This is a genomic window from Glaciimonas sp. OK215 (assembly GCF_057787885.1).
This window is the reverse complement of record NZ_CM173544.1, coordinates 774,251-798,263: the sequence shown is the minus strand read 5'-3', so window position 1 is coordinate 798,263 and position 24,013 is coordinate 774,251. Positions and strand designations below refer to the sequence as shown.

The 24,013-nt window shown below is 57.7% G+C and carries 19 protein-coding genes; 11 read left to right on the top strand and 8 right to left on the bottom strand.

Going from position 1 to position 24,013, the window contains the following annotated elements; all coding sequences use genetic code 11:
- The first annotated feature begins 111 nt into the window (after positions 1-111).
- The 6 genes from AC3CHX_RS03615 to AC3CHX_RS03590 all read left to right on the top strand — a co-directional run bounded on the left by AC3CHX_RS03615 (position 112) and on the right by AC3CHX_RS03590 (position 8,689).
- Positions 112-1,908 (top strand): ABC transporter substrate-binding protein, encoded by a 1,797-nt coding sequence (locus AC3CHX_RS03615; RefSeq protein WP_488642738.1) that lies wholly within the window; start codon positions 112-114, stop codon positions 1,906-1,908.
- A 106-nt stretch (positions 1,909-2,014) separates the two neighbouring features.
- A complete protein-coding gene (locus AC3CHX_RS03610) occupies positions 2,015-2,953 on the top strand; it encodes an ABC transporter permease (RefSeq protein ID WP_488642737.1) in 939 nt (312 codons plus the stop codon).
- A gap of 15 nt (positions 2,954-2,968) precedes the next feature.
- The gene (locus tag AC3CHX_RS03605) at positions 2,969-4,078 is read left to right on the top strand and encodes an ABC transporter permease (RefSeq protein ID WP_488642736.1); all 1,110 of its coding nucleotides are present in this window, start codon (positions 2,969-2,971) and stop codon (positions 4,076-4,078) included.
- 8 nt (positions 4,079-4,086) lie between these two features.
- The gene (locus tag AC3CHX_RS03600) at positions 4,087-5,826 is read left to right on the top strand and encodes an ABC transporter ATP-binding protein (RefSeq protein WP_488642735.1); all 1,740 of its coding nucleotides are present in this window, start codon (positions 4,087-4,089) and stop codon (positions 5,824-5,826) included.
- A gap of 44 nt (positions 5,827-5,870) precedes the next feature.
- Entirely contained in the window at positions 5,871-7,319 is a 1,449-nt protein-coding gene (locus AC3CHX_RS03595; RefSeq protein WP_488642734.1) for a TldD/PmbA family protein, read from the top strand.
- On the top strand, positions 7,319-8,689 hold the full coding sequence (locus tag AC3CHX_RS03590; RefSeq protein ID WP_488642733.1) for a TldD/PmbA family protein: 1,371 nt from the start codon (positions 7,319-7,321) through the stop codon (positions 8,687-8,689). Before AC3CHX_RS03595 ends, AC3CHX_RS03590 begins: the two co-directional genes overlap by 1 nt.
- A 532-nt stretch (positions 8,690-9,221) precedes the next feature.
- On the opposite strand, the gene AC3CHX_RS03585 is transcribed toward AC3CHX_RS03590, so the two are convergent.
- Positions 9,222-12,044, bottom strand: a complete 2,823-nt coding sequence (locus tag AC3CHX_RS03585; RefSeq protein WP_488642732.1) for an autotransporter domain-containing protein — start codon at positions 12,042-12,044, stop codon at positions 9,222-9,224.
- A gap of 315 nt (positions 12,045-12,359) precedes the next feature.
- Between AC3CHX_RS03585 and AC3CHX_RS03580 the strand changes: the two genes are divergently transcribed.
- Positions 12,360-13,601, top strand: coding sequence for an MdfA family multidrug efflux MFS transporter (locus AC3CHX_RS03580; RefSeq protein WP_488642731.1), 1,242 nt, complete (start codon positions 12,360-12,362; stop codon positions 13,599-13,601).
- Here AC3CHX_RS03580 and AC3CHX_RS03575 read toward each other — a convergent pair.
- Positions 13,579-13,737 (bottom strand): hypothetical protein, encoded by a 159-nt coding sequence (locus AC3CHX_RS03575; protein WP_488642730.1) that lies wholly within the window; start codon positions 13,735-13,737, stop codon positions 13,579-13,581. The genes AC3CHX_RS03580 and AC3CHX_RS03575 overlap by 23 nt on opposite strands.
- A gap of 40 nt (positions 13,738-13,777) precedes the next feature.
- Here AC3CHX_RS03575 and AC3CHX_RS03570 point away from each other — a divergent pair, with 40 nt between their 5' ends.
- Both AC3CHX_RS03570 and AC3CHX_RS03565 read left to right on the top strand, forming a co-directional pair.
- Entirely contained in the window at positions 13,778-14,359 is a 582-nt protein-coding gene (locus AC3CHX_RS03570; RefSeq protein WP_488642729.1) for a DJ-1/PfpI family protein, read from the top strand.
- Positions 14,360-14,457: 98 nt separating this feature from the next.
- Complete coding sequence (locus tag AC3CHX_RS03565; protein WP_488642728.1) at positions 14,458-14,778, top strand: ribbon-helix-helix domain-containing protein; 321 nt, start codon at positions 14,458-14,460, stop codon at positions 14,776-14,778.
- Between the two features lie 92 nt (positions 14,779-14,870).
- On the opposite strand, the gene AC3CHX_RS03560 is transcribed toward AC3CHX_RS03565, so the two are convergent.
- From AC3CHX_RS03560 to AC3CHX_RS03545, 4 genes are all read right to left on the bottom strand, one after another.
- Positions 14,871-16,220, bottom strand: a complete 1,350-nt coding sequence (locus tag AC3CHX_RS03560) for a GntP family permease (RefSeq protein ID WP_488642727.1) — start codon at positions 16,218-16,220, stop codon at positions 14,871-14,873.
- Between the two features lie 73 nt (positions 16,221-16,293).
- Positions 16,294-16,677, bottom strand: coding sequence for a RidA family protein (locus AC3CHX_RS03555; protein ID WP_488642726.1), 384 nt, complete (start codon positions 16,675-16,677; stop codon positions 16,294-16,296).
- 61 nt (positions 16,678-16,738) lie between these two features.
- Positions 16,739-18,229, bottom strand: coding sequence for an N-acyl-D-amino-acid deacylase family protein (locus tag AC3CHX_RS03550; protein WP_488642725.1), 1,491 nt, complete (start codon positions 18,227-18,229; stop codon positions 16,739-16,741).
- Between the two features lies 1 nt (position 18,230).
- Positions 18,231-19,136, bottom strand: coding sequence for a MurR/RpiR family transcriptional regulator (locus tag AC3CHX_RS03545; protein WP_488642724.1), 906 nt, complete (start codon positions 19,134-19,136; stop codon positions 18,231-18,233).
- 195 nt (positions 19,137-19,331) lie between these two features.
- On the opposite strand from AC3CHX_RS03545, the gene AC3CHX_RS03540 reads away from it, so the two are divergent.
- Entirely contained in the window at positions 19,332-20,624 is a 1,293-nt protein-coding gene (locus AC3CHX_RS03540) for an amino acid deaminase (protein ID WP_488642723.1), read from the top strand.
- A 63-nt stretch (positions 20,625-20,687) separates the two neighbouring features.
- Entirely contained in the window at positions 20,688-21,374 is a 687-nt protein-coding gene (locus AC3CHX_RS03535; protein WP_488642722.1) for a gamma-glutamylcyclotransferase, read from the top strand.
- An 8-nt stretch (positions 21,375-21,382) separates the two neighbouring features.
- On the opposite strand, the gene AC3CHX_RS03530 is transcribed toward AC3CHX_RS03535, so the two are convergent.
- Positions 21,383-22,933, bottom strand: a complete 1,551-nt coding sequence (locus tag AC3CHX_RS03530) for a 2-isopropylmalate synthase (RefSeq protein WP_488642721.1) — start codon at positions 22,931-22,933, stop codon at positions 21,383-21,385.
- 187 nt (positions 22,934-23,120) lie between these two features.
- Positions 23,121-23,993: a CDP-diacylglycerol--serine O-phosphatidyltransferase gene (pssA, locus tag AC3CHX_RS03525; protein ID WP_488642720.1), complete on the bottom strand. Its 873-nt coding sequence runs from the start codon at positions 23,991-23,993 to the stop codon at positions 23,121-23,123.
- Positions 23,994-24,013: the final 20 nt, after the last annotated feature.

The following is a 24,013-nucleotide window of genomic DNA, read 5'->3' as shown; positions in this document are numbered from 1 at the left end:
GCATGTGTCACCGAATTACCACGTCATCGCGTGCGCGCCGGATGCTGATCTGGTTCTTGACAAGCTTAGGTAATACGGCTGTCATGAATGACTACGAAAAGGTGACGAAAGATGCTTTCCAAGCGACTCAAACATTTCCTGATTGCACCGGTCTGCGCGGCATGCTGCACGTTGATAATTGCAAATCCGGCAACTGCTGCAAATCCAGCAGATCCGTCCAAGGTCCTGCACATCGCTTTTGAAGCAGCCGACGATGGTTTCGATATGGTGCGCACCAACAACAGCCTGTATTCGACGTGGGTGGGCGAGGCGATATTCGAGAATCTGCTGACTTACGATTATTTGGCGCGGCCGGCCAAACTGGTGCCGGCAACGGCTGAGGCTATGCCCGACGCCAGCAAGGACGGCCGGACCTATGTCTTCCATATAAAGAGAGGCATCTTGTTTACGCCGGACCCGGCCTTCAAAGGCATGCGGCGCGAGTTGACGGCGCAGGACTATGCCTACACCATCAAGCGCATACTCGATCCGAAAAATCACTCGGCTCAAGCCAGCGCATTCGAAGGAAAAATCGTCGGGCTGGATGCGCTGGTCGGGGACGCCAAAAAAACCGGCCGCTTCAGTTACGACGCGCCTGTCGCCGGCCTTGAAACACCTGATCGGTATACGCTGCGGATCCGGTTGAACGCGCTCGACCAGACCTTTCTTTACCTTCTGGCGAATTCGACAACCGGTGCCGTAGCGCGAGAAGTGATCGAAAGTTACGGCCAGGACGCGGGCCGGCATCCGGTCGGAACCGGCGCTTATTTTCTGAAAGAATACGTTCCGCGCAGCAAAATCGTGCTGGAAGCGAATCCCGGCTATCGCGGTTTCATCTGGAACTTCACACCCTCCGGCGACGCCTGGGACAAACAACTCGTCAAGGATATGCAGGGCAAGCACATGCCGCAGATCGGACGGGTTGAAATCAGCATCATCGAGGAAGACCAGCCGCGCTGGCTGGCCTTTGACAGCGGCCAGCTGGATATCGGCGAACTGCAAGGCGGCTCGGTGAGTAAAGTACTGGATAAAGACAAGCTGAAACCGCAATACACGGCACAGGGCGTCTCGCTGTATCGCTTCGTCGGTGCAGAAATTACGCACACGTTTTTCAACTTCAAGGATCCCGTCGTCGGCGGTTACTCGAAAGAGAAAATCGCGCTGCGTCGCGCGATTGCGCTGGCATACAACCTCGATGATGAAATTACGCTGGTCCGGTTCGGTCAGGCCACCAAGGCACAGTCCGAGGTGCCGCCCGGTGTCGCCGGTTTTGACCCGAAGTACCGCAGCAGCATTGCTTATGACCCCAACCTGGCGAATAAGCTGCTCGATTATTTTCAGTACCGCAAAGGCCCGGACGGGTATCGCAATCTGCCGGATGGCAAACCCCTTACCATCAGGATTTCTTCTTCGGCCTCCTCGCGCGACCAGGCCCGGATGGAAATATGGAAACGTTCGCTCGATCGGATCGGCGTGCGCGCAGAATTCCCCGTCAGCAATTTCGCTGACAACCTGAAAGCCGCATCCGAGTGCAAATTGATGATGTGGGGCCTGGGCGGCACGGCCGGCATCCCGGATGGCGATGATTTTCTGCAGAGCTTCTATGGACCGAATGCGGGGCAAGGCAATCTCGGCTGCTACGCCTCCGCGGCATACGACGACGCCTACCGCAAAGCGCGACTGTTGCCGGACGGGCCTGAGCGGCAGCTGCTCTACACCCGTATGGAGCGGCAACTCGAAGCCGATACGGCGGAAGTGTTGCACCTGTCGCGCGTCCGCAACTGGCTCACGCGGCCGTGGGTGAAGGGCTTTAAAAAACACCCTATTCTGAATGCCGACTGGCAATATCTGGATATCGAAAAACATTAAACCGGCATCTGTTTAACACGGAGATATCAAGACAATGCATTCGTCATGGTTAGGCGGGCTGTTTGCGGCCTGCTTGTCTGCCAGCTGTTCCTGAGGAGCGCCACCAATGACCGCTTATATCCTGCGCCGTTTATGGCAAATGGCACCGACCATGCTCGGTGTCATCGTGCTGGTATTTCTCCTGTTCAGCTGGGTCGGCGGCGACCCGGCCTATATTTTGGCCGGCAAGATGTCGAACCCGGCGCAAATCGCGAATATCCGCGCCCAGCTCGGTATCGACCAGCCTTACTACGTGCAACTCTGGATTTTCATCAAGCAGATCGCCACCTTCAACTTCGGCGCCAGCTGGAGTACCGGCGAATCTGTTTCGAATGTGATCCTGACGCGGCTTGGTCCATCCCTGACCGTCCTGATTCCGCTGACGATACTGGAAACCCTGATCACGGTGGCGCTGGCGCTGGCGATCGCCTTTGTGCGCGGTTCGATTACCGATCGCATGGTGATGATTGCCTGTACCGTGGGCATGTCGATCAGTATCCTGGTGTATATCATCCTGTTCCAGTACTGGTTCGCGTACAAGCTCGGCATCTTTCCGGTACAAGGCTGGGGCAACAGCTTTAACGAGAATCTGTTTCGCTATTCGGCCTTGCCGATCCTGATCGGACTGGCGGTCAGCATCGCTCCCAGCCTGCGCCTGTACCGCACCTTCGTACTCGATGAAATCAATCAGGATTACGTGCGCACCGCACGCGCCAAGGGCCTCAGCGAGAAACGCATACTGTGGGTGCACGTCCTGCGCAATGCGGCCATTCCCATCATCACCAATGTGATGTCGAATTTACCCGCACTGCTGATCGGCGCCTTCCTTATCGAGCGCTTCTTCTCGATTCCGGGCATCGGACGCGAAGTCATTTTAGCGGTGGAGCGCAGCGATTTTCCGGTGATCAAGGCGATCACCGTGTATGTCGCCGCTGCCACCATGCTGTTCAATCTGTTGACCGATCTGATGTATCAGGCGGTTGATCCACGCGTTCAGCTGAAGTAAGAAAGCGCAATCGCCATGTCTATCATCACGGATTTCAAAAAGAGAAGAAATGGGGCGGCGCCAGCCACCATACTGCTGAGCTCGGAACCGTCGCCGGGCCTTTGGGCCCTGGCCTGGCGCCGTTTGCGCGTCGATTGGGTGGCCATGGCGGCACTCACAGTCGTGGCCTTGTATTTTCTGGTGCTGCTGCTCTCCGGCAGCGGATTGATCGCCGCCGACTGGCGTGATGAAGTGGCCGTGAATTATGCCCCGCCGACCTTTGTCGGCGCCCAGCCGGGGAGCGACGGCAACGGCGTCGTCGGCACAGTCGAAGCGCCTCCGCCTGAGAACCCGCTGGACCCGTTAGCCGAGATTATTCGCACCCTGCGCGCAAGCAAGACTGTTGCCCCGACCACCCCGGTGGTCGCGCATGACCCAGACGGGTCGAAGGCGATCCCGGCGCGTAAATTGACCTTGCCATTCGGTGCCGACAAATGGGGGCGCGACATCATCAAGAAAACCATCAAGGGCGCGGAAACCTCGATCGTGGTCGGCCTGGTCGCGGCCTTGCTGGCGACCGTGCTCGGCACCGTCTTCGCGGCGGTGTCAGGCTATTTCGGCGGCTGGGTCGATGATGTCTTCAACTGGTTCTATAGCATCTTCACTTCGCTGCCTTATTTGCTGCTGATCCTGGCAGTCGCTGCCGTGCTGCAGAAAAAAGGCGTGCTGACGATCGTGCTGGTCCTGGGACTGACCGGCTGGACCGGCACCTTCCGCCTGATACGCGCTGAATATATGAAGCACAAGACGCGTGAATATGTGATGGCGGCCGATGCCATCGGCGCGTCGCACTGGCGCAAGATGTTTTCGCACATTTTCCCCAACGTCAGCCACGTGGCGCTGGTGCAGCTGTCGATTCTGGTGGTCGGCTTTATCAAGTCGGAGGTAATCCTGAGCTTTCTCGGTTTTGGCGTGCCAGTCGGCGTGGTGTCCTGGGGCAGCATGCTCAACGAAGCCCAGAACGAATTAATTCTCGGCAAGTGGTGGCAGCTGGCCGCCGCGAGTATCGCGATGGCGATTCTGGTCACCGCATTTTCGCTGTTCACCGATGCGCTGCGTGATGCACTTGATCCGAAATTGAAATAGGATGCACCATGAATATGCTTAATTCGAATGGTGTTAAGTTCGCGCCTGAACAGCACGCCCCGTTGCTGCAAATACGTGATTTGCGCGTCAGCTTTCGCACCGATAAAAAACATAGCGTCGAGGCAGTCAAAGGCATTTCTTTCGACATTCCGTACAACACGACGGTCGCCCTGGTCGGCGAATCCGGTAGCGGCAAGTCGGTCAGTGCGCTGGCGGTGATGGGCTTGTTGTCACCCGACAGTGCCAGCGTCGCGCCGACTGGCAGCATCCTGTTTGAAGGCCGCAACTTATTGGCGCTGTCGCTGGCGCAGCGACGTCAATTGTGCGGCAAGGATATCTCGATGATTTTCCAGGAGCCGATGACATCGCTCAATCCTGTGTTTACCGTCGGCTTTCAAATTGGCGAGGTCCTGCAGCAGCACATGGGCATGCATGCCAAAGCAGCCCGTGCCCGTGCTATCGCCCTGTTAAAGGAAGTCGGCATCCCGGCCCCGGAGACCAGAATAGACGCGTATCCGAATCAATTGTCCGGCGGCCAGCAGCAGCGCGTCATGATCGCCATGGCCATCGCCTGCGAGCCGAAACTGCTGATCGCGGATGAGCCGACCACTGCGCTGGATGTGACCATTCAAAAGCAGATTATCGATTTGATCGAAGCGCTGCGCCAACGGCATAAAATGTCGGTCCTGTTCATCACCCACGACCTCGCGCTGGTGGGGGAAATCGCCGATCAGGTAGTCGTCATGCGCAACGGCGAAGTGCGTGAAAAAGGCCATGTCCGGCAAATTTTCGAAGCGCCGCAAGATCCCTACACCAAGGCACTGTTGCTGTGTCGCCCTTCACTCGACAGCCGCCCGTGGCGCTTGCCCGTCATCAGCGACTACATGAACGGCTTGCCGGCCATCGATCATCCCGGGCTGAGCGCCAAACAACGCAGCCGTGGCCTCACGGGCAAGGAAGAAATCCTGCTCGATGTGCGCAACCTGGGCAAGAGTTTTTACTCCCGCGACGGCCTGTTCGGCCGCAAGGAATTCAAGGCTGTCAACGACGTGTCATTCACGCTGGCGCGCGGCAAAACCCTCGGTGTGGTGGGTGAATCCGGTTCCGGCAAGACCACGGTGGGCCTGACCTTGTTGCGGCTGCATCAAGCCACCAGCGGACAGGCGCTGTTCGAAGGTAAAGATATTCTGGCCATGTCGAACAAGGACTTCATGTCCTACAAACGACGGATCCAGATTATTTTTCAAAACCCGTATGCGTCGCTCAATCCGCGCTTTACGGTCGGCCAGATTTTGCTGGAACCGATGCGCATCCACGGCATCGGCCGGAATGACAAGGAACGTGTCGACATGGCGCTGCAATTGCTGCAAAAAGTGGGCATGCCGGCCGCCGTCTTCCTCCGCTATCCGCACGAATTTTCCGGCGGCCAGCGGCAACGGATTGCGATCGCCCGCTGCCTGACGCTGAAGCCGGAAGTATTGGTCTGCGACGAATCGGTCTCCGCGCTCGACGTCTCGGTGCAGGCGCAGGTATTGAATCTGTTGCAGGATTTGCAGGAAGAATTCGGCATGAGCTACATCTTCATTTCACACGATCTGGCAGTGGTCAAATACATGGCCGATCAGGTGATGGTGATGCATCAGGGCGAAGTCGTCGAGCTGGCCAACTCGGATGAGTTGTATCGCAATCCGGCCAATGCCTATACCCGCTCATTGCTGAGTGCCATTCCACGCGGCTTGCAGGCCTGAACCCCGACATTTCGCCCTTTTTATACTCACTCATGAGGTGACCTTTGTACGACAATATTCGCTCCCTGTTCAAGCGCCTGGCGCCAGCTGTAGATTTTTGTTCGTTACGCCTGGTGGACGAAACCAGCGAACAAATCGTCGTCCGCCAGGATGTTTTGCAACCACTCGGCAACCGCTCCGATCGCGGCGTGATGGTAGCTGTGATGCATCGCGGCGGCTATGGTTATGCCGCCACCGGCGACCTCACTGCCAGCGGACTGAAAGAGGCATTCAAGCGGGCGCAGGGCTGGGCCGAAGCCAGTGCAGGACGTTCCGTGGTGGATTATTCGCGCATCGACATGCCGCGTCCCAGCGGCAGGTATGCCGGCGCGGGGGCGGCACATCGCGCCGACAGCGCCTGGTCACGCAAGGAAGTGATTGCGCTGCTGATGCGCGAGTCGGCCGCCTGCCGTATCGATAGCCGGATTGTCGACTGGTATGCGGCGTTCGGCACGGTCGCCTCGGACCAGCTGTATCTGAGCGCCGACGGCGCCGACGTCCTGCAGCAATTTCGCTACGTGATGCCGAACCTGGCAGCCACTGCGCATCAAGGCGCCGATACGCAAACCCGCAGTTTAGGCGGCCAATACAATGGCTATTGCCGTCAGGGCGGCATGGAAGTGCTGGCGGCGGCGGGTTTTGACGGCTCAGGCCACCGCATCGCCGAGCAGGCGCTGGAGTTGCTCGCCGCGCCCAACTGCCCGAGCGGCAGCATGGACCTGCTGCTGATGCCCGAGCAAATGATGTTGCAAATTCACGAATCGATCGGCCATCCGCTTGAGCTGGACCGGATTCTCGGCGATGAGCGCAACTTTGCCGGCACCAGTTTTGTGACCCTGGATATGTTTGGCCATTTCCAGTACGGCTCGGAGTTGCTCAACGTGACCTACGATCCGACCCACCTCGAACAATTCGCCAGCTATCAATGGGACGACGATGGCAGTCCTGCCGAACGCTGCTTCGTGATTCAAGACGGGATCCTTAAAAAGCCGCTGGGCGGCACCATTTCCCAGGCGCGCGCCGGTATCGACGGCGTCGCCAACTCGCGCGCCTGCAGCTGGAACCGGCCACCGATCGATCGCATGGCAAACCTGAATATCGAACCCGGCAGCAGTTCGTTGCAAGACCTGATCGGATCGGTGGAGCGCGGCGTATTGATGGATACCAACGTCTCATGGTCGATTGACGATTCGCGCAACAAGTTTCAATTCGGTTGTGAGTCGGGCCGCCTGATTGAAAATGGCGAACTCAAAGGCGTCGTCAAAAACCCCAACTACCGCGGCATTTCCGAGAGCTTCTGGCGCTCCCTGAAAGGGGTTGGCGACCAGTCGACATTCAATGTGATGGGTACGCCCTTCTGCGGCAAAGGCGAGCCGTCGCAAGTGATACGCGTCGGCCACGCGTCACCGGCCTGCCTGTTCAGCGATATCGCGGTATTTGGAGGAGATGCGTGATGACCGCCTTACCAGATCAATCGACAGAAAAATCGATCACCAGTCAGATGCAGCAATACTTTTATGACCTGGCGGCACTGCTCGGCAGCCGCGTGCAAGGTCCGGAACAATACACCTGCTGGTTTTCAGCAGAAGCCTCGGACTTCGTGCGCTTCAATCGCAGCCTCATCCGGCAACCTGGCCACGTCCATCAAATGACCTTATCGCTACGCCTGATCGCCGCTAAGCGGCATGCCGAAAGCAGTGCCACGCTAGGCGGCGATCCGGCGACGGACAACGCCCAGTGCATCCGCATGCTCGGTCAGTTGCGCGCGCAACTGGAGGATCTGCCGGAAGACCCGTATCTGCTGTTTTCGCAAGAAGTCCGCAGCACCGAACACATTGTCCCGTCCGCATTGCCCGACAGCGCCGCCATCGTCGATCAGGTGCTGAGAGCGGCACACGGCAGCGACCTGGTCGGGATTCTGGCAGCGGGACCGGTGTATCGCGGCTTTGCCAACTCCCTCGGCCAGCGCAACTGGCACCAGACCGCCAACTTCAATCTCGACTGGAGCCTGTATCAAAATCGCGACAAGGCGGTAAAGACCTCGTATGCCGGTTTGGAATGGGACGCACAGGCGTTCCAGACCAAGTTTGACAGCGCCAAAGAACAACTGGCGCTCCTGCAGCGACCATCAGTGACCGTCAAACCCGGTGCCTATCGGGTCTATCTGACCCCCACTGCGCTGAACGAACTGGTCAGCATGCTGAACTGGTCCGGCCTGTCAGAGAAAGCCTTGCGCACCAAGCAAAGTGCATTACACCGGATGCGCGCCGAAGGGCTGGCACTGCATCCTTCCGTGACGCTGATCGAAGACACCGTCAACGGCATTGCACCCGGCTTTCAGCAAGACGGCTTTATCAAGCCCGACCAACTGACGCTGCTGGAACACGGCAAGCTGACCGGCAGCATGATTTCACCACGCACAGCGCTGGAATACGGCATCGCCACCAATGGCGCCGACGGCGCAGAAGCGACCTCGTCACTCGACCTCGGCGCCGGCGAATTAGCGCTGGCCAACGTATTGGCAGAACTGGATACCGGCATTTTCATCAGCAACCTGTGGTACCTGAATTTTTCAGACCGCGCCAACTGCCGCATCACCGGCATGACCCGCTTCGCCACGTTCTGGGTCGAGCACGGCGAAATCAAAGCGCCGTTAAATGTGATGCGCTTCGACGATTCGCTGTTCCGGCTACTAGGCAACAAGCTGCTAGGTTTGACACAAGAAAGGGAGCTGCTGATCGATAGCGAATCCTACGGCGAACGCCGGGTCGGCAGCGTGCGCCTGCCCGGTGCGCTGATTAAGGATGTTAACTTCGTCCTGTAAATAAACCCCACGCAACCGGTTCGCTGTACGTAGGCTGTTGAAGTTGCCGTTGCCGTTGCTTTTGAAGTTGCTGTTGACGTGAATTCCGCATTGAGACGTTGCCAAATGGGGCGGCTGTCAGTCGGGAATTGTGGGGAAACTTGTCTGAGCGCAGCGAGTTTGTTTCCCCACCCGACTGGCAGACGACCCATTTGGGAACCTGACCGAAGGGAAGGCAACGGCTTTGCGGTCGCCTTCTTTTGGTTACTTTTCTTGGCGAAGCAAGAAAAGTGACTGGCTGTCGGGCCACTCCCGACTAGCATCCACGGAGTAGCGACCGTTTCAATTACCGACGGCCACCACACATCACAAATGCACAGGCAAAAAAAACCCGCTCACCTTACGGGAGCGGGTAAATCCAAACCTTAGGAGGTGTTGGAGGAGACAGACGAACTATATCGCACCGCACCATCCAGGTCTGCTTTATTGTTCAGATAACGTATATAAGCAAACCATATAACACCCGCCAAGTCACGCCCATCAACACTGCCCCTTAATCCAACGCGATCCGCACCCCCGCCGACACCACATTATTCACCAGCCCACCTTTGCCAAACTGCGCATCATAATTGGCATACCAGCTCCACTTGCGATCAATCGCTGTCGAAATACCAACCCCACTCCAGCCTGAATTACGCGACAGCCCAATACCCTGCACCGTGAAATTGCTGCCAGGCGCGCCGGAAAAAGCCGCCGCAAAATCCAGATTGCCATCGGTGAACGCATGCTGCCAGGCCGCATATGCCTGCAGATTGCTCTTGCCAGCCAACCAGTCGAAACTCGCATCTCCACGCAACCCGAGTAAACCGGCAGTTTGCCGATAGGACTGACTATTGGCGATCAGGCCAAAACTGCCGCCCGTTTCGGCAAAGCCACCACGTTTCAGGCGATCATAAGCAACGCCGACGAACGGCGTGATGATGGTGCCGCTCGACCACTTGAGCGCATAACCGGTTTCGGCATAGGCCGACAGCACGCTGTCCGTATGATCCGCCTGCAGGCCCTCGATTTCAGCGCCAGCCATCGCAGTACGCTTGACCGTGCTGGAGACCGTTGCCACACCGGCACGACCGGAGACATAGGCGCCGTTGCTGCCCCCCTGATTCGACAACGCATAACGTCCGTATAGCGAAACACCGGTGTTCTGCCCCCTGGAACTACCGCCAAAGCGATCGAAACCGGCGCTGCTGTCCGCATACGCAATCGCGGCTCCGAGGATAGCCTTGTCACCGAGTTGCGTATCGATACCGAATTGCGCACCCGACATTGAAGTAGCGGCGCCGGCATAGCCGGATTCGGCCAGTTTGCCGGAAGCACCGATTGCGCTGACCCACAGACCGGTGTTGACTTGCCTATCCCGGTTCCCTAATTGCGACAGGCGATTCGACAGATCGCGATTCACCGCCTGCGATTGCTGAAAGGTCAACGCTTGTGCAGAAGCATGAATTTGCCCCGACAAACTATCCAGCGCAGCGCCCAGCGCGGCGATACTGGCGACCCGTTCCAGCGCTGCTGCGCTGCTCAGCAAAGCGGCGTTGGTGCCACCGGTTTGCCCGCTTGCCGCCATCGCGTCAGCCGTCGTCATCGCCTGCTCAACGTTGGCGGCGCTATTGGTTCTGGTCGGATCTGCGGCAAAGGCTTGCGCTGCCAGCGTCGTAGCGACGCGTCCGATCGTCAAGTCAACTTCCCTGGCGCCGTAAGTCACTTGTGCAGTGAGTAAGGGTGGGAACGCCGTACCAACGCTTTGAAACCCGACGTCGCCGAAGGTATTCACGACAGCGGTACCCGCGGTTAACACTTTTTGGGACTGATTATTCGCCTGTGCGGTGACATACGCATTGGCATCGGCGGTGCCAGTCGGAACCGTTGCCACCAGATGCGAGCCACCCAACGTTGCGGTGCCGCCAACCGTCAGGGTCGTGTTGATATCGTTGGCCAACACGGCGTTCGCCGCTGCGGTGTAATTGCCGGCAATGGTCAAGCCTTTGCCGGTATTGCTGAGTCGCCCGTTGTTGCTGACGCTAGCGCCGATACGGCCACCGTCACCGCCCAGATTCCCAGCGGCGTCGATTTGCACAGCGGAAGCAATCGATCCGGTGATATTCAGTGTGCCCTTGACCACCTCATTGTTGCCGGTATAGGTATTCGCCCCGGATAAGGTCAACGTCCCGCTCCCATCCTTGATCAGTCCGGCATCGCCGGCGATCGCATTGCTGAAGATCGAGGAAACCGCATCAAACTTGACGTTGACATTCGGGCCGAGCGCCAGGCTTTGTGCAAACAAGGCCGGGCCATTGACCGCCTTGCTGGCGTTCAGCAACCCCCAGCCATAGGTCGCCGGATCGTTCATGCTGGTCGCCGTCGACAAAATGGTTTGCCGCAGCAAATCGGCATTCATCCATGGATACACTTGCTGGACCAAAGCAATCGCACCGGTCACCGCCGGTGTCGCAAACGAAGTGCCATACACACGCCCGCCCGCGCTGGGCGACACAAAATCGCCGGGCGCAGCCAGACACCAGTTGGCTGCGACGCCACAGCGATTGGCATAGCTGGAAATCACCCCAGGCTGCGTATCCGCACTGGAAAACCCCTGTGCGCCACCCACCGCATTCACGGCCGTCACCGCGATCCAGCCCTTTTGCAGGTCGGGATACAGCGCCGGCAAGCCGGCCGTCATGGTCGGCTGCGCACTGGCGCCGTTACCGGTGGCCCAGACAAACAAGCCGCCTTTTGCCACGAACGGTTGATAGATGTTGTAGTAGCTGACGGCATTCGCAGGAGACGCAATCGAACCGACGCCGTTGGATTGATTGAAGATCCTGATGCCATTGTTATACAGACGGTTGTAAATGTCGGTACTCAGCGCCACGCCATCAGTGCCAACCCCGGCCGCGATACCCTGAATCTGTACGCCTGGCGCGACGCCGGTATCGGTGCCACCCAACGCTTCAGCCACCTCGGTCCCGTGAGAGTTGCCGTTGCCGCCGGCACCCAGGAAGCCACCGCTGCTGGTGCCGGTCGGAGCCGTATACACCAGTTTAGTAATGCGTCCCGCAAGCTCAGGATCGGATAAGTTGAAATCTGTGTCCACCACACCGACCGTCACGCCGGCACCGGTAATCCCCTGCGCATGCACCGGGCCGGCACTGCTGTTAACCGGCGCCGGATTGGGCGTGGTCTGCCCGCTCAGGGTGGGCGCCGCGTTGCCTGGATTCTGGCTACCGCCACCGCCGCCACCGCAACCGGACAGCATGGCTGACACCGCTAGCGACACGACCGACAATGAAAAACAGGTTGGGCGTTGGTTATTCATTAAAACCTCGAGTATTTATGTGAACGACAATTTTTCTCGAGTAATGCATGTTGTCGACCGCGACTTCAACCTGTGGTCAATCCGGGCTGCCTAGGAGCCTCTACATCATTACCACACCAAAATATTCGGGCAAAGATACGCGCGATTTCCGGCGCACACAACGTGACAAAAACAAGGTGATGCGGTCCAGCAACACTGCCAGATTTTTGCCATTTTGGCTTGACCCGCGCCCGCTTTTAAAGATCATTCCCGTTCGGCTGCCTTCTGTGCAATGCTTCCATCTTTAGCTTTACGCATGGCGTTCCCAATAAAACGATGCAAAAAATTTCCGCCCTGAATCGTACGACCCTGATGTTCCCGTTGGCGCTGGTGCTATTTGAGTTCTCCGTCTACATCGCCAATGACATGATCCAGCCCGGGATGCTCACCGTCACCCGTGAATTCGGTGCCAGCGCTGCCTGGATGGCATCGGCCATGACCGCCTTTCTGTTGGGCGGCGCCTCATTCCAATGGCTGTTCGGACCGCTATCGGACCGGGTGGGACGGCGGCCGGTGATGTTGGGCGGCACCATCTTTTTCATCATTGCCTGCCTGGCGACCCTGTTCTCCGACAGCATCGAAAGTTTCATCGTCTTGCGCGTAGCGCAGGGGATCGGACTGTGTTTTATCTCCTCGGTCGGGTATGCCGTGGTGCAAGAAGCGTTTGAAGAAAAAGCCGCAGTCAAAGTCACGGCACTGATGGCGAATGTGGCCTTGATCGCACCGTTGATCGGCCCGGTGGCAGGTGCTTTCATGATTGAGCTGTGGCCCTGGCGGATGGTGTTTGTCTTCATCGCAGCCGTTTCCTGTGTCGCGTTGATCGGCCTCGCCCTGCACATGCCGGAAACCGTCAAGCCGCGTAAGGAAAGATTACCGCTGATGCAGATCTGGCATGACTATCGCAAGGTGTTTTGCAATCATAATTTTTTGATGGGCGCGCTATCGATTCCATTGCTGGCGATCCCGTTGATAGGCTGGATCGCCATGTCGCCGCTGATTCTGGTGGCCGACGGACACCTGAGCGTAATTGAATACGGCTGGTGGCAAATCCCTGTTTTTGGCAGTCTGATTGCCGGCAATCTGATCCTCGCCAGTCAGGCCGACCGCTGGCGGCTCGGCAGCTCGGTCAAGTACGCCTTATATCCGATCGCCTCGGGAATCGTCGTCATGCTGGTCGGCGCAGCCGTTTTCCGTACCCCCTACTTCCTGATTCTCGGGATCAGCCTGATTTCCTTCGGCGAAGGGCTTTCTGTAGCGGTGCTGGTGCGCTTTACTCTGACCGAGAGCGATGTCTCAAAAGGCACCGTCGCAGCGGCCATGGGCATCGTCGGCATGCTGATGTATAGCGTGGGGATTGAGATTTACAAGCTGCTCTATCTGTACACCGGCATGCTGGGATTTGCTTTGCTGTCAGCGGCGGTTGCATGCTTGTATTGGCGCTTGTCGCGCGGTGTTGTGCAGCGTGCGATGGCGGCGCGGGTCACAGGTCACGGCGTCAGGCAAGGCTCGGCGCGCTGATGAACACTTTCGCATTGGCGCGCTGCAACATCAATGCGTAATAGCCGGTTATTACCCGCCCGCCTTTTTCGGCCTCATACTTGCTCTTATGCGCACCGGATTGGCATCCAAACCCATGCATTAGTGTTGCCTCCATCACACATTTCCCTCCAGAAATTTCTACTGAAAGAGCTATCATGAGCGCAAAGAAAATCCTGTTTCTCGCCGGTGACTACGTCGAAGACTACGAACTGATGGTGCCATTTCAGGCACTCCAGATGGTCGGTCATCAGGTGGATGTCGTGTGCCCGGACAAAGCCGCCGGCGCCCGCATCCGTACCGCAATTCACGACTTTGAGGGCGACCAGACCTACAGCGAAAAGCCCGGTCATAATTTCACGCTGAACGCGGCGTTCAGCGATGTCGACGTCAACCATTACGATGCGCTGCTGATCCCTGGCGGCCGGGCACCGGAATATCTGCGCCTGAACAAACGCGTCATCGAAATCGTCCAGCAATTCCACGCAGCAAACAAACCGATTGCTGCGGTGTGTCATGGTCCGCAGTTGCTGGCAGCTGCCGGCATATTGAAAGGCAAAACCTGTTCGGCTTATCCGGCCTGCGCGCCGGAAGTGGAATTGGCCGGCGGCAAATATGCGGATATCGATATCGCCGCTGCGCATACCGACGGCAATCTGGTGACGGCTCCGGCGTGGCCGGCGCATCCTGCCTGGCTGGCGCAGTTCCTGAAGGTACTGGGAACGCGTATCGAGCTGTAATCGGAAGATGTTCCTGGCGGTGGCGTCGGATGGTCGTCCGATACCGCCGCCCGGGGACGGTCATACAATAGGATTGTTCCAGAAGACGCAGGTATGCCATGTGCCAAATCTATTCGCAAGCTGATCCGATCCTGTACGAATCACGCACCCGATCAGTGCGCATCATGGGCGTCATCACCACCATCAAATTGGAAAATCTGTTTTGGCAAACGCTGTCCGAGCTGGCTGCCGACAATGATTTAACGACGAATCAACTGATCGCAAAATTACACAGCGAAGTCACCGCCCATCTTGGTGAAACCAGTAATTTTTCCTCTTTTTTGCGCGTCACCTGCTTACGCTACCAGTCGCTTAAACGCGACGCCAGGATTGAATTCACGACGCAGTTGCCAGCTGTTAAAGCAAGCGTGACCGGCTAGCTACCGCATCCATTATTCGCCATAAAAAAATGGCCTGCAGAACCAAAGCTCTGCAAGCCATCCATTCAAGCTAACACCCCAACCGACGCGCCTTACACCACGGTCGACAATGCCAGCGTAAACAGCAGGGCAAGCACCGAAATCAGCGTTTCGCACACCGTCCAGGTCTTGAAGGTTTCAGTGACGGTCATGTGGAAATACTCCTTGACCAGCCAGAAGCCGCCATCGTTGACATGCGACAGGATCAGCGAACCGGCACCGGTCGCCAACACCATTAATTCCGGACGCGTACCGGCAACACTGGACACGATCGGTGCAACAATCCCGCAGGCAGTGATCATGGCCACCGTGGCCGAGCCGGTTGCGACCCGGATCAGCGCAGCCACGAACCAACCCAGGACCAATGGCGACAAGTTGGCGTGCGTGGCAAGACCGACAATCGAGGTCGAGATCCCGCTGTCTTTCAGAATTTGCCCGAAGCCGGCGCCCGCACCAACGATCAGGGTAATCCCGGCGATAGGCGCCAGGCACTCGTTTGTAAACTTAAGGATGGCAGCACGATCGAAACCGCGGGCTTTGCCAAAGGTGTAAAAGCTCACCAACGCTGCAATTAACAACGCAATGACCGAATTACCGATCAGGCGCAGGAAGTCGTTGGGGAAAGTTTTCGGCGCAAAGAAAATGTCGGCCCAGCTACCCAGCAACATCAGAACGACTGGCAACAGGATGGTGGCCAGGGTGATGCCCAGACCTGGCAAGTCGCGCGTGCTGTCGCTCTCGATAAACTGCGCCGCCAGTGGATTGTCCGGATCGGGGAAAACAAACTTCGAGATCAGCTTGGCAAACAATGGGCCGGCAATAATCGCGGTAGGAATACCGACAATCAACGCGTACAGAATAGTATGGCCAATGTCGGCGTTGTAAGCCGTCACCGCATACAGTGCGGCAGGATGCGGCGGAATCAAACCATGCACCACCGACAAACCGGCAACCATCGGAATCCCGACCACTATCATTGAGGTTCCGGTGCGCTTGGCAACGTTGAAGGCGATTGGAATCAGCAACACGAAACCGACTTCAAAAAATACCGGCAAGCCGACGATCAGCGCCACCACCATCATCGCCCAATGTACGTTCTTTTGGCCAAAGGCAGCAATCAGCGTGTTGGCAATCCGTTCGGCGGCACCGGACTCCGCCATCATCTTGCCGAACATGGTACCCAGTCCGACCACCAGCGCAATATGCCCAAGCGCGCCACCGACGCCTGTTTCATACGACTTGACGATGGTCGCCATCGGCATGCCCACCGCAGCGCCTAATACTACCGACACCACGATCAATACGATGAACGGATTCATCTTGAATCTTGCAATCAACACCACCAGCGTAATCACCGCAATCAGTGCGTACGCCAGCAGCATGTTTCCCTGAACCATCTCCATTACCCTCTCCTTTGTTTTTCACCAGCAGTCGACCCGATGCGGGTTTTATCGTCAGCGCCTGACTGGCGCGGCTTTATCGCTTGAAGGCAATGCAATCCACTTCGACCTTGCAGTCGACCACCATCGCCGACTGCACGCAGGCACGGGCCGGAGGATTGGCGCCAAAGTATTCTTTGAAGACCCGGTTGAACGATTGGAAATCACGGGTGTCGTCCAGCCAGACACCGCAACGCACGACGTGCTCAGGACCATAGCCAGCCTCAGCCAGAATCGCCAGCACGTTCTTGATAGCCTGGTGCGACTGGGCAACGATGCCGCCATCGATCACTTCACCATTCACCATCGGTACCTGACCGGACACATACAGCCAGCCATCCGCCTCCACCGCACGCGCGAATGGCAAATGCTGACCGCCAGTGCCGGAACCGCCTTCTACACCGTATCTTTTGATTGTCATATCTTTCTCCTGTCGAAATGCATAAAAGTGCTGCCCAATATTGTTTGTAAAACCATCTGTGCTATGGGAGTGGATGGCGTGCCAAAAAACGTCCCGCACGTTCGCCGGTAGCGGCTTTTTCAATACCGCCGCGATACGACAGCACGCCATTCACCCAGACCGCTTCAATCCCGTGGGCCGGTTGCATCGGATCGGTGAAGGTCGCGGCATCGCGCACCGTTTCAGCATCGAATAGCACCAGATCGGCCCAATACCCTTCACGCACCAGGCCCCGTTCGGCCAGACCAAAACGATGCGCAGACAGGCCGGTCATCTTGTTGATCGCCACCGTTAATGGAAACAGCTTTTTTTCGCGGCTGTAATAACCAAGTACCCGTGGGAACGCGCCCCACAAACGTGGATGCGGCAACGGGTCGTTCGGCAAGCCATCGGAGCCCACCACGGTCGCCGGATGACTCAGGATACGGTTGACATCGTCGTCGTGCATGCCGTGATAGACCGCGCCGGCCGGCTGCAAACGCCGCGCGGCCTCGAGTAAATCAACGTTCCACTCCGCCGCTATCGCGGCCAGCATTTTGCCGCCCATGTCCGGATGCGGCTCGGACCAGGTCACCTGGATATCGATGGTATCGGTGACCTGTTTCAAATCGAGGGTCGATGAACTGGCTGTGTACGGATAGCAATCGCAGCCGACCGGCTGGTAGCGTTGCGCTTGCTCCAGCGCGGCCAGCACCTCAGCGCTACGGCCCCAGTTGTCGACACCTGCACATTTCAAATGCGAAATCACCACCGGTACGCGCGCATGCTTGCCGATCCGGAACGCTTCGTCCATCGCTTCCAGGATCTCGGCGAACTCACTCCGCAAATGGGTCGCGTAGATACCGCCTGCAGCAGCCAGCGGCGCGGCCAAAGCCATGACCTCGGCGGTCGGCGCACTGATCGCGTTACCGTAAGCAAGACCGGTACTCAAACCCAGCGCACCATGCGCCAGTGCTTCGCTCAATTGCGCGCACATCGCGCTGATTTCCTGGTCCGTTGCAGCCCGGTCAAGACGATCCATCTGGTTATTCCGCAATGCCGTATGACCAACCAGTGCCGCCACATTGACGGACGGTTGCGCCTGATTTACCGCTGCGACATAGCTGGCAAATGTCGGATAGCTGAACGCCTCTGCGTCGCCTAACAAATTCATCGGATCCGGCGGCACGCCCTTCAGACTGACCGGCGCCGCACTAATGCCGCAGTTGCCGACCACTACCGTGGTCACGCCTTGCGACAGTTTGGGCAGCATCTCCGGCTGGCGGATGACGTTGGTATCGTCATGCGTGTGCACATCGATAAAACCGGGACTCAGCACTTTGCCGCTGCCGTCGATTTGATGCGTGGCTTGCCAGCCGTTCAAGGCACCGGCTGCGGCGATCCGCACGATGCGACCGTCAGCCAGTGCGACATCGGCATTGAATGGTGGCGCACCGCTACCGTCAATCAACGAAACATTGCGGATCAGGGTGTCGCAACTATTTCCGGCCTGCTTGCTCGCTGCAGTATTCATCTCAATCTCCTAACGGTTCACGATTGCCGCTGCCACGGTGCGCATCCAGCGTAAACTTCAAGCGCCGCAGCAATTCCTGACTATGGTCCTTTTGCAGCAGCGCCAGTTCGGCCATCAACACATCCAGCACCATCATCATGGCGTAGCGCGACGATGACGGTTTAAAAATGAAATCGGTTTCCAGCGACTTCAGCGGCAGCAACACATCGGCCAGCGCCGCCAGTTGCGATCCCAATGCGGTGATCGCCACCAGACGCACGCCGTACTCCTTGGCCACCTCACAGCTGGCAATCAGCTCAGGTACATTCCCGGTGGTCGAAAACGCCAGCACCACATCATTTTTGTCGAGCGTCGCGGCGACCATGCGCTGCAACATGGCGTCGTGATAACTCGCTGCCGGCCGCCCCAATCGCACCAACCGATAGCCCGCCTCGTCAGATAACATGGTCGAACCACCGCCCATGCCGAAGGCGTAAATCATGCGGGCCTCGAGCAACAATTGTGCGGCACGCTGCAATGCGTCCTGATTCAGCATGGCGCGATTGAGTTCCAGCACCTTCCCGATATCGGCATAGATCATGTCCGCAATCTGCGGCACCCGACCTTCAGCCGAGGGCGTTTCCGCATGTAAAAACCGCTGTCCTATGGCTGCAGCCTGCGCCAGTTTCATCTTCAGATCGCGTACATCGCGGCATCCCATGGCCTTGGCAAAACGGGTCACACTGGCTTCGCTGACGCCGGCCAGCTGCGCCAGGGTGTTGATGCTCGCACCGGCGGCAAGCGGCAGATCGCCCAAAATGGCCTGGGCGACCTTTTGCTCGGCCAGCCTGAGCTGGCCGCTGCGCTCGGAAATACGCGATACGATATCGAAAGTATGCGCAACTGGGTGTGGCAAGGTATGCGGCATGCGTTCCATTCCAAATCTGAAAATATGGCCTATTCTGATAGCCGTCGGGTGCTGCTGGGGGCAACTTTAACACGCACTTGAAATTTTTTGTGTTACTTTATAACATAACCTGCAAATTTCCAGTTCACGAATACAATAAAATAATTTTTATTGCCAACTTATCACCAAATATAGTTTTCAGCGAAGGAATTTCCAATGAATGATACAAACTATCACAGCAGCATCGACAACCCGGTTATTACTCCTCTGAACAAAGGCCTGGGAGCATTTCAACAACCGCTGGCTACTTCTGCCATCAAGGATTTGCACTGGAATTTGTTGCGCGAGGAAGTCAGCCTGCCGACCGCGGTACTGTACGAAGAGCGGCTGCAGCACAACCTCGAATGGATGCAACAATTTGTCACCGAATACGGCGTCAAACTGGCGCCGCACGGCAAAACCACCATGGCGCCGAAATTGTTCGCACGTCAGCTGGCCGGCGGTGCCTGGGGCATCACGCTGGCGACAGCGCATCAAACCCGGGTCGCTTACCAGCACGGCGTGCGGCGCGTGATCATGGCCAATCAACTGGTTGGCAAACCAAACATGGCGATCATTTCCGATTTGCTGACCGATCCGTCTTTCGAATTCTGCTGTCTGGTGGATTCGGCCGAGGGCGTCGATCTGCTTGGCGCGTTCTTCAAGGCACGCCAGCAAAAATTGCATGTATTGCTGGAACTGGGTCCCGACGGCGGCCGCACCGGCGTCCGCGATGCCGCGCAACAAGCCGCAGTGCTGGAAGCAATCGAGCGCTGGCAAGACCACATCGTCCTGGCCGGCGTCGAACTGTATGAGGGCGTACTCAAGGAAGAGGCGGATATCCGCCGCTTTCTGCAACGCGCGGTCAGCTGTGCCAGGGACTTGGCGCAAGCCGGTAAATTTACCGAACGCGCAGCGCTACGGCCGGTCATTCTGAGCGGCGCCGGCTCTGCCTGGTATGACGTCGTGGCGGAGGAGTTTTCCAAGGCCGAGATCGGCCTGCCGCTGGACGTGATCCTGCGTCCCGGTTGCTATCTGACGCATGACGTCGGGGTCTACCGTGCCGCACAGGCGCAGATCCAGACCCGCAATCCGGTCGCGCGAAAAATGCGCACCAGCCTGCTGCCGGCATTGCAACTATGGGCCTACGTGCAATCGCTGCCGGAACCGGGCAAAGCCATCATCGCCCTCGGCAAACGCGATGCCGCCTTCGACGCCGGACTACCACTGCCTGCGACGCATTACCGTCCCGGCAACGCTGCGCCGGTCGCCACGCCTGCGCATTGGGAACTGACCGGCATGATGGATCAGCATGCTTACATGCAGATTGCCGATGGCGACGATATCAAAGTCGGCGACATGATCGCCTTCGACATTTCACATCCTTGCCTGACTTTCGACAAATGGCGTCAGATTGCAGTAGTCAGCCCGGAATTCGACGTCATCGATGTCGTCCACACCTTCTTCTGATCCGCTGCGTAAAATGCGCACAGAGAACGTGGAAAACAAGGCAGAAATTATGCTACCAAAAGCATGAGCATCACCCGCGAAGACCTTGAACAAGACCACCTGCGCGCAACGCTGGTCAGCACACCTATTGCCGCTTCGCTACTCTCGGAAGAGGCGCTGGAGGCTTCCTGGCGGGGCGCGCTGGCGTCGTTGCCCGAGACCGGGAGCGATGTCTGGCTGTTCGGTTATGGCTCGCTGATCTGGAACCCGATGGTGCTGCATACCGAGCGCCGACTGGCGACATTGCACGGCTATCATCGCGGTTTTTATTTATACTCGCGCATCAATCGCGGCACGCTGGATAATCCGGGGCTGGTGCTGGGCCTGGATCGCGGCGGTTGCTGTCATGGCGTCGCGTTCCGGATTCCGGCAGCCGATATCGAAGCTGAGTTGCGCATGCTGTGGCGGCGTGAAATGCTGACGGGTGCCTACTTGCCGCGCTGGCTATCGATACGGATGCCGGCGACAGGCGGGAGCCAGCAGCGCCACATCAAGGCCCTGGCATTCGTGATGAATCGGCAGCATGCCGCGTACGCCGGCCGCCTGCCCGACGCCATCGTGGTTTCACATCTGCGCGATGCGACCGGCCTGTACGGACCGGCACGCGACTACCTGCAACACACGCTTGACGGCTTGCTCCGCGAGGGGCTCAACGACCCGTATCTGGCGCGCTTGTGGGCGCAGTTGCAGCGCGACACATCAAATACATGACAAAGCGATTACAAATGCGGACTCAACTTCTCCACGCGTGAATGCAGCTTGTTGAGTGCGCTCAGGTAGGCCTTGGCGGAAGCCACCACGATATCCAGGTCGGCGCCGACGCCGTTCACGATACGGCCCGCCTTGGACAGGCGCATCGTAACTTCACCCTGCGACTGCGTGCCGGTGGTAATCGCATTCACCGAGAACAGCTGCAGTTCGGCAGCACTCGCCACCTTGGTCTCGATTGCATTCACAATCGCGTCGACGGGACCGTTCCCCTGCCCTTCGCATGCCACCTCATGGCCGTCAATCGAGAACACCACCTTGGCGCTTGGTTTTTCGCCGGTTTCCGAGTGCTGCGACAACGATACGAAACGATAGTATTCGTTCTCATGCGATTGCTGCTCGCTCGACACCAGGGCAATGATGTCTTCGTCAAAAATCTCCGACTTCTGATCTGCCAATTCCTTGAAACGGGAAAACGCCGCGTTGATTTCGGTTTCGGAATCCAGATCGATGCCGAGTTCCTGCAAGCGCTGTTTAAACGCATTGCGGCCTGACAACTTGCCCAGAACGATCTTGTTGGCACTCCAGCCAACGTCTTCGGCGCGCATGATTTCGTAGGTGTCGCGTGCTTTCAAAACGCCATCCTGATGGATGCCGGAAGCATGCGCAAACGCGTTGGCGCCAACGATCGCCTTATTCGGCTGCACGATGAAACCGGTGATTTGCGATACCAGCTTGGAGGCAGGCAAGATCTGAGTCGTATCGATGCCGACCTCGAGATTGAAGTAATCGCGACGCGTTCTGACCGCCATCACGATTTCTTCCAGTGCGGTATTCCCGGCACGCTCACCCAGACCATTGATCGTACATTCGACCTGACGCGCGCCGCCGATCATGACACCGGCCAGCGAATTGGCGACCGCCATGCCCAGATCGTTATGGCAATGCACCGACCAGATGGCCTTGTCCGAATTCGGAATCCGTTCGCGCAGCGTTCTGAGCATCTGGCCGTACAGTTCCGGTACGCCATATCCGACCGTATCGGCGAAGTTGATGGTGGTCGCACCTTCGGCGATCACGGCTTCCAGTACCCGGCACAGAAAATCCATGTCGGAGCGGCTGCCGTCTTCCGGGCTGAATTCGACATCATCGGTAAACTTGCGCGCATAGCGCACCGCCATCTTGGCCTGCTCGAAGACCTGATCCGGCGTCATGCGCAACTTCTTTTCCATATGCAATGGCGAAGTCGCGAGAAAAGTGTGTATCCGCTTACGTTGTGCCGGCTGCAAGGCTTCGGCTGCCCGTGCGATGTCCTTGTCATTGGCGCGTGACAGCGAGCACACGGTGGAGTCCTTGACGATGCCGGCGATCGCCTTGATCGCATCAAAATCACCAGGCGAAGCCGCTGCAAATCCAGCCTCAATCACATCGACCTTCATCCGTTCCAGTTGCTTGGCAATGCGGATTTTTTCATCCTTGGTCATCGATGCGCCAGGCGACTGCTCGCCGTCGCGCAACGTGGTGTCGAATATGATGAGTTTTTCGGGTGAGTTGGCTGCCATGCTGTGCTCCTGAATGTTCTGGTGAATAATCGATTTTAAAGGCTTTTAGACGACTGCCGGACAAAAATAACAGCTTGGTCCAGCGCTCGCGGCCATGAAAAAAGCCGCCTTGGCGAACCTCGGCGGCTTTGATGCGCGTTTACGCCTTGACATCGGCGCATTTCGTCAACGCGATGCTTCCCAATGCTTACTTTTCGTCATGCTCATGTTCAGTCTGCACGATGCTGACCGGCCTGCCCTTGAATAAACGCCAGAAATACACGCCCAGACCGGATAACCCGTACAGCACGAACAAGCCGAACAAGACTTTCGACGGCGCGCTGGAAATAACCACCAGCACCAGCACCACCACGAAGGTAGCGATAAAGGGTACCGGCTTACGCAGGTTGACATCTTTAAAGCTGTAAAACGGCACGTTGGTGACCATCGTCAGGCCGGCGTACAAGGTAATTCCCCATGCCGCCCAGCTCAGGTCGGCACCGACAAAGCCGAGATCGTCCATGATCCAGACGAAGCCCGCCACCAGCGCTGCTGCGGCCGGACTTGGCAAGCCTTGAAAATAGCGCTTGTCGACGACCGTGATATTGGTGTTGAAACGCGCCAGTCGCAACGCCGCGCCCGCGCAATACACAAACGCTGCCAGCCAGCCAAGTTTTCCCATGCCGCGCAATGACCATTCGTACACCACCAGCGCCGGTGCCGCACCGAATGAGACCATGTCCGACAAACTGTCGTACTGCGCACCAAACTCGCTCTGCGTATTGGTCATGCGCGCCACGCGGCCATCCAGACTGTCGAGTACCATCGCCGCGAAAATCGCAATCGAGGCTTGATCGAACTTCAGATTCATCGCCATCACGATCGCATAAAAACCGCAAAACAGCGCTGCAGTCGTAAATGCATTCGGCAACAGATAGACGCCGCGGCGCCTTAACGTCGGCCGTATCGGGCCATCGTCTTCGTCATCCTGATAGGGAGTGCGCAAGGAATTTTTTTCGCGCAAGGTCTTCGGGAACGGTGTGACGTTACTCTTCGCTTTGCGGCGGGGGAAAGTAGCCATGTGGGTTCCGTTTCAATCTA

What these genes read in the sequence shown, in the direction of transcription:
- AC3CHX_RS03600 (WP_488642735.1), top strand. Translation starts at nt 4,087, where the DNA reads ATGAATATGCTTAATTCGAATGGTGTTAAGTTCGCGCCTGAACAGCAC.
- AC3CHX_RS03530 (WP_488642721.1), bottom strand. Translation starts at nt 22,933, where the DNA reads ATGGCAGCCAACTCACCCGAAAAACTCATCATATTCGACACCACGTTG.
- AC3CHX_RS03555 (WP_488642726.1), bottom strand. Translation starts at nt 16,677, where the DNA reads ATGACAATCAAAAGATACGGTGTAGAAGGCGGTTCCGGCACTGGCGGT.
- AC3CHX_RS03610 (WP_488642737.1), top strand. Translation starts at nt 2,015, where the DNA reads ATGACCGCTTATATCCTGCGCCGTTTATGGCAAATGGCACCGACCATG.
- AC3CHX_RS03585 (WP_488642732.1), bottom strand. Translation starts at nt 12,044, where the DNA reads ATGAATAACCAACGCCCAACCTGTTTTTCATTGTCGGTCGTGTCGCTA.
- AC3CHX_RS03560 (WP_488642727.1), bottom strand. Translation starts at nt 16,220, where the DNA reads ATGGAGATGGTTCAGGGAAACATGCTGCTGGCGTACGCACTGATTGCG.
- AC3CHX_RS03580 (WP_488642731.1), top strand. Translation starts at nt 12,360, where the DNA reads ATGCAAAAAATTTCCGCCCTGAATCGTACGACCCTGATGTTCCCGTTG.
- pssA (WP_488642720.1), bottom strand. Translation starts at nt 23,993, where the DNA reads ATGGCTACTTTCCCCCGCCGCAAAGCGAAGAGTAACGTCACACCGTTC.
- AC3CHX_RS03540 (WP_488642723.1), top strand. Translation starts at nt 19,332, where the DNA reads ATGAATGATACAAACTATCACAGCAGCATCGACAACCCGGTTATTACT.
- AC3CHX_RS03590 (WP_488642733.1), top strand. Translation starts at nt 7,319, where the DNA reads ATGACCGCCTTACCAGATCAATCGACAGAAAAATCGATCACCAGTCAG.
- AC3CHX_RS03615 (WP_488642738.1), top strand. Translation starts at nt 112, where the DNA reads ATGCTTTCCAAGCGACTCAAACATTTCCTGATTGCACCGGTCTGCGCG.
- AC3CHX_RS03535 (WP_488642722.1), top strand. Translation starts at nt 20,688, where the DNA reads ATGAGCATCACCCGCGAAGACCTTGAACAAGACCACCTGCGCGCAACG.
- AC3CHX_RS03570 (WP_488642729.1), top strand. Translation starts at nt 13,778, where the DNA reads ATGAGCGCAAAGAAAATCCTGTTTCTCGCCGGTGACTACGTCGAAGAC.
- AC3CHX_RS03605 (WP_488642736.1), top strand. Translation starts at nt 2,969, where the DNA reads ATGTCTATCATCACGGATTTCAAAAAGAGAAGAAATGGGGCGGCGCCA.
- AC3CHX_RS03550 (WP_488642725.1), bottom strand. Translation starts at nt 18,229, where the DNA reads ATGAATACTGCAGCGAGCAAGCAGGCCGGAAATAGTTGCGACACCCTG.
- AC3CHX_RS03575 (WP_488642730.1), bottom strand. Translation starts at nt 13,737, where the DNA reads ATGGAGGCAACACTAATGCATGGGTTTGGATGCCAATCCGGTGCGCAT.
- AC3CHX_RS03565 (WP_488642728.1), top strand. Translation starts at nt 14,458, where the DNA reads ATGTGCCAAATCTATTCGCAAGCTGATCCGATCCTGTACGAATCACGC.
- AC3CHX_RS03545 (WP_488642724.1), bottom strand. Translation starts at nt 19,136, where the DNA reads ATGCCGCATACCTTGCCACACCCAGTTGCGCATACTTTCGATATCGTA.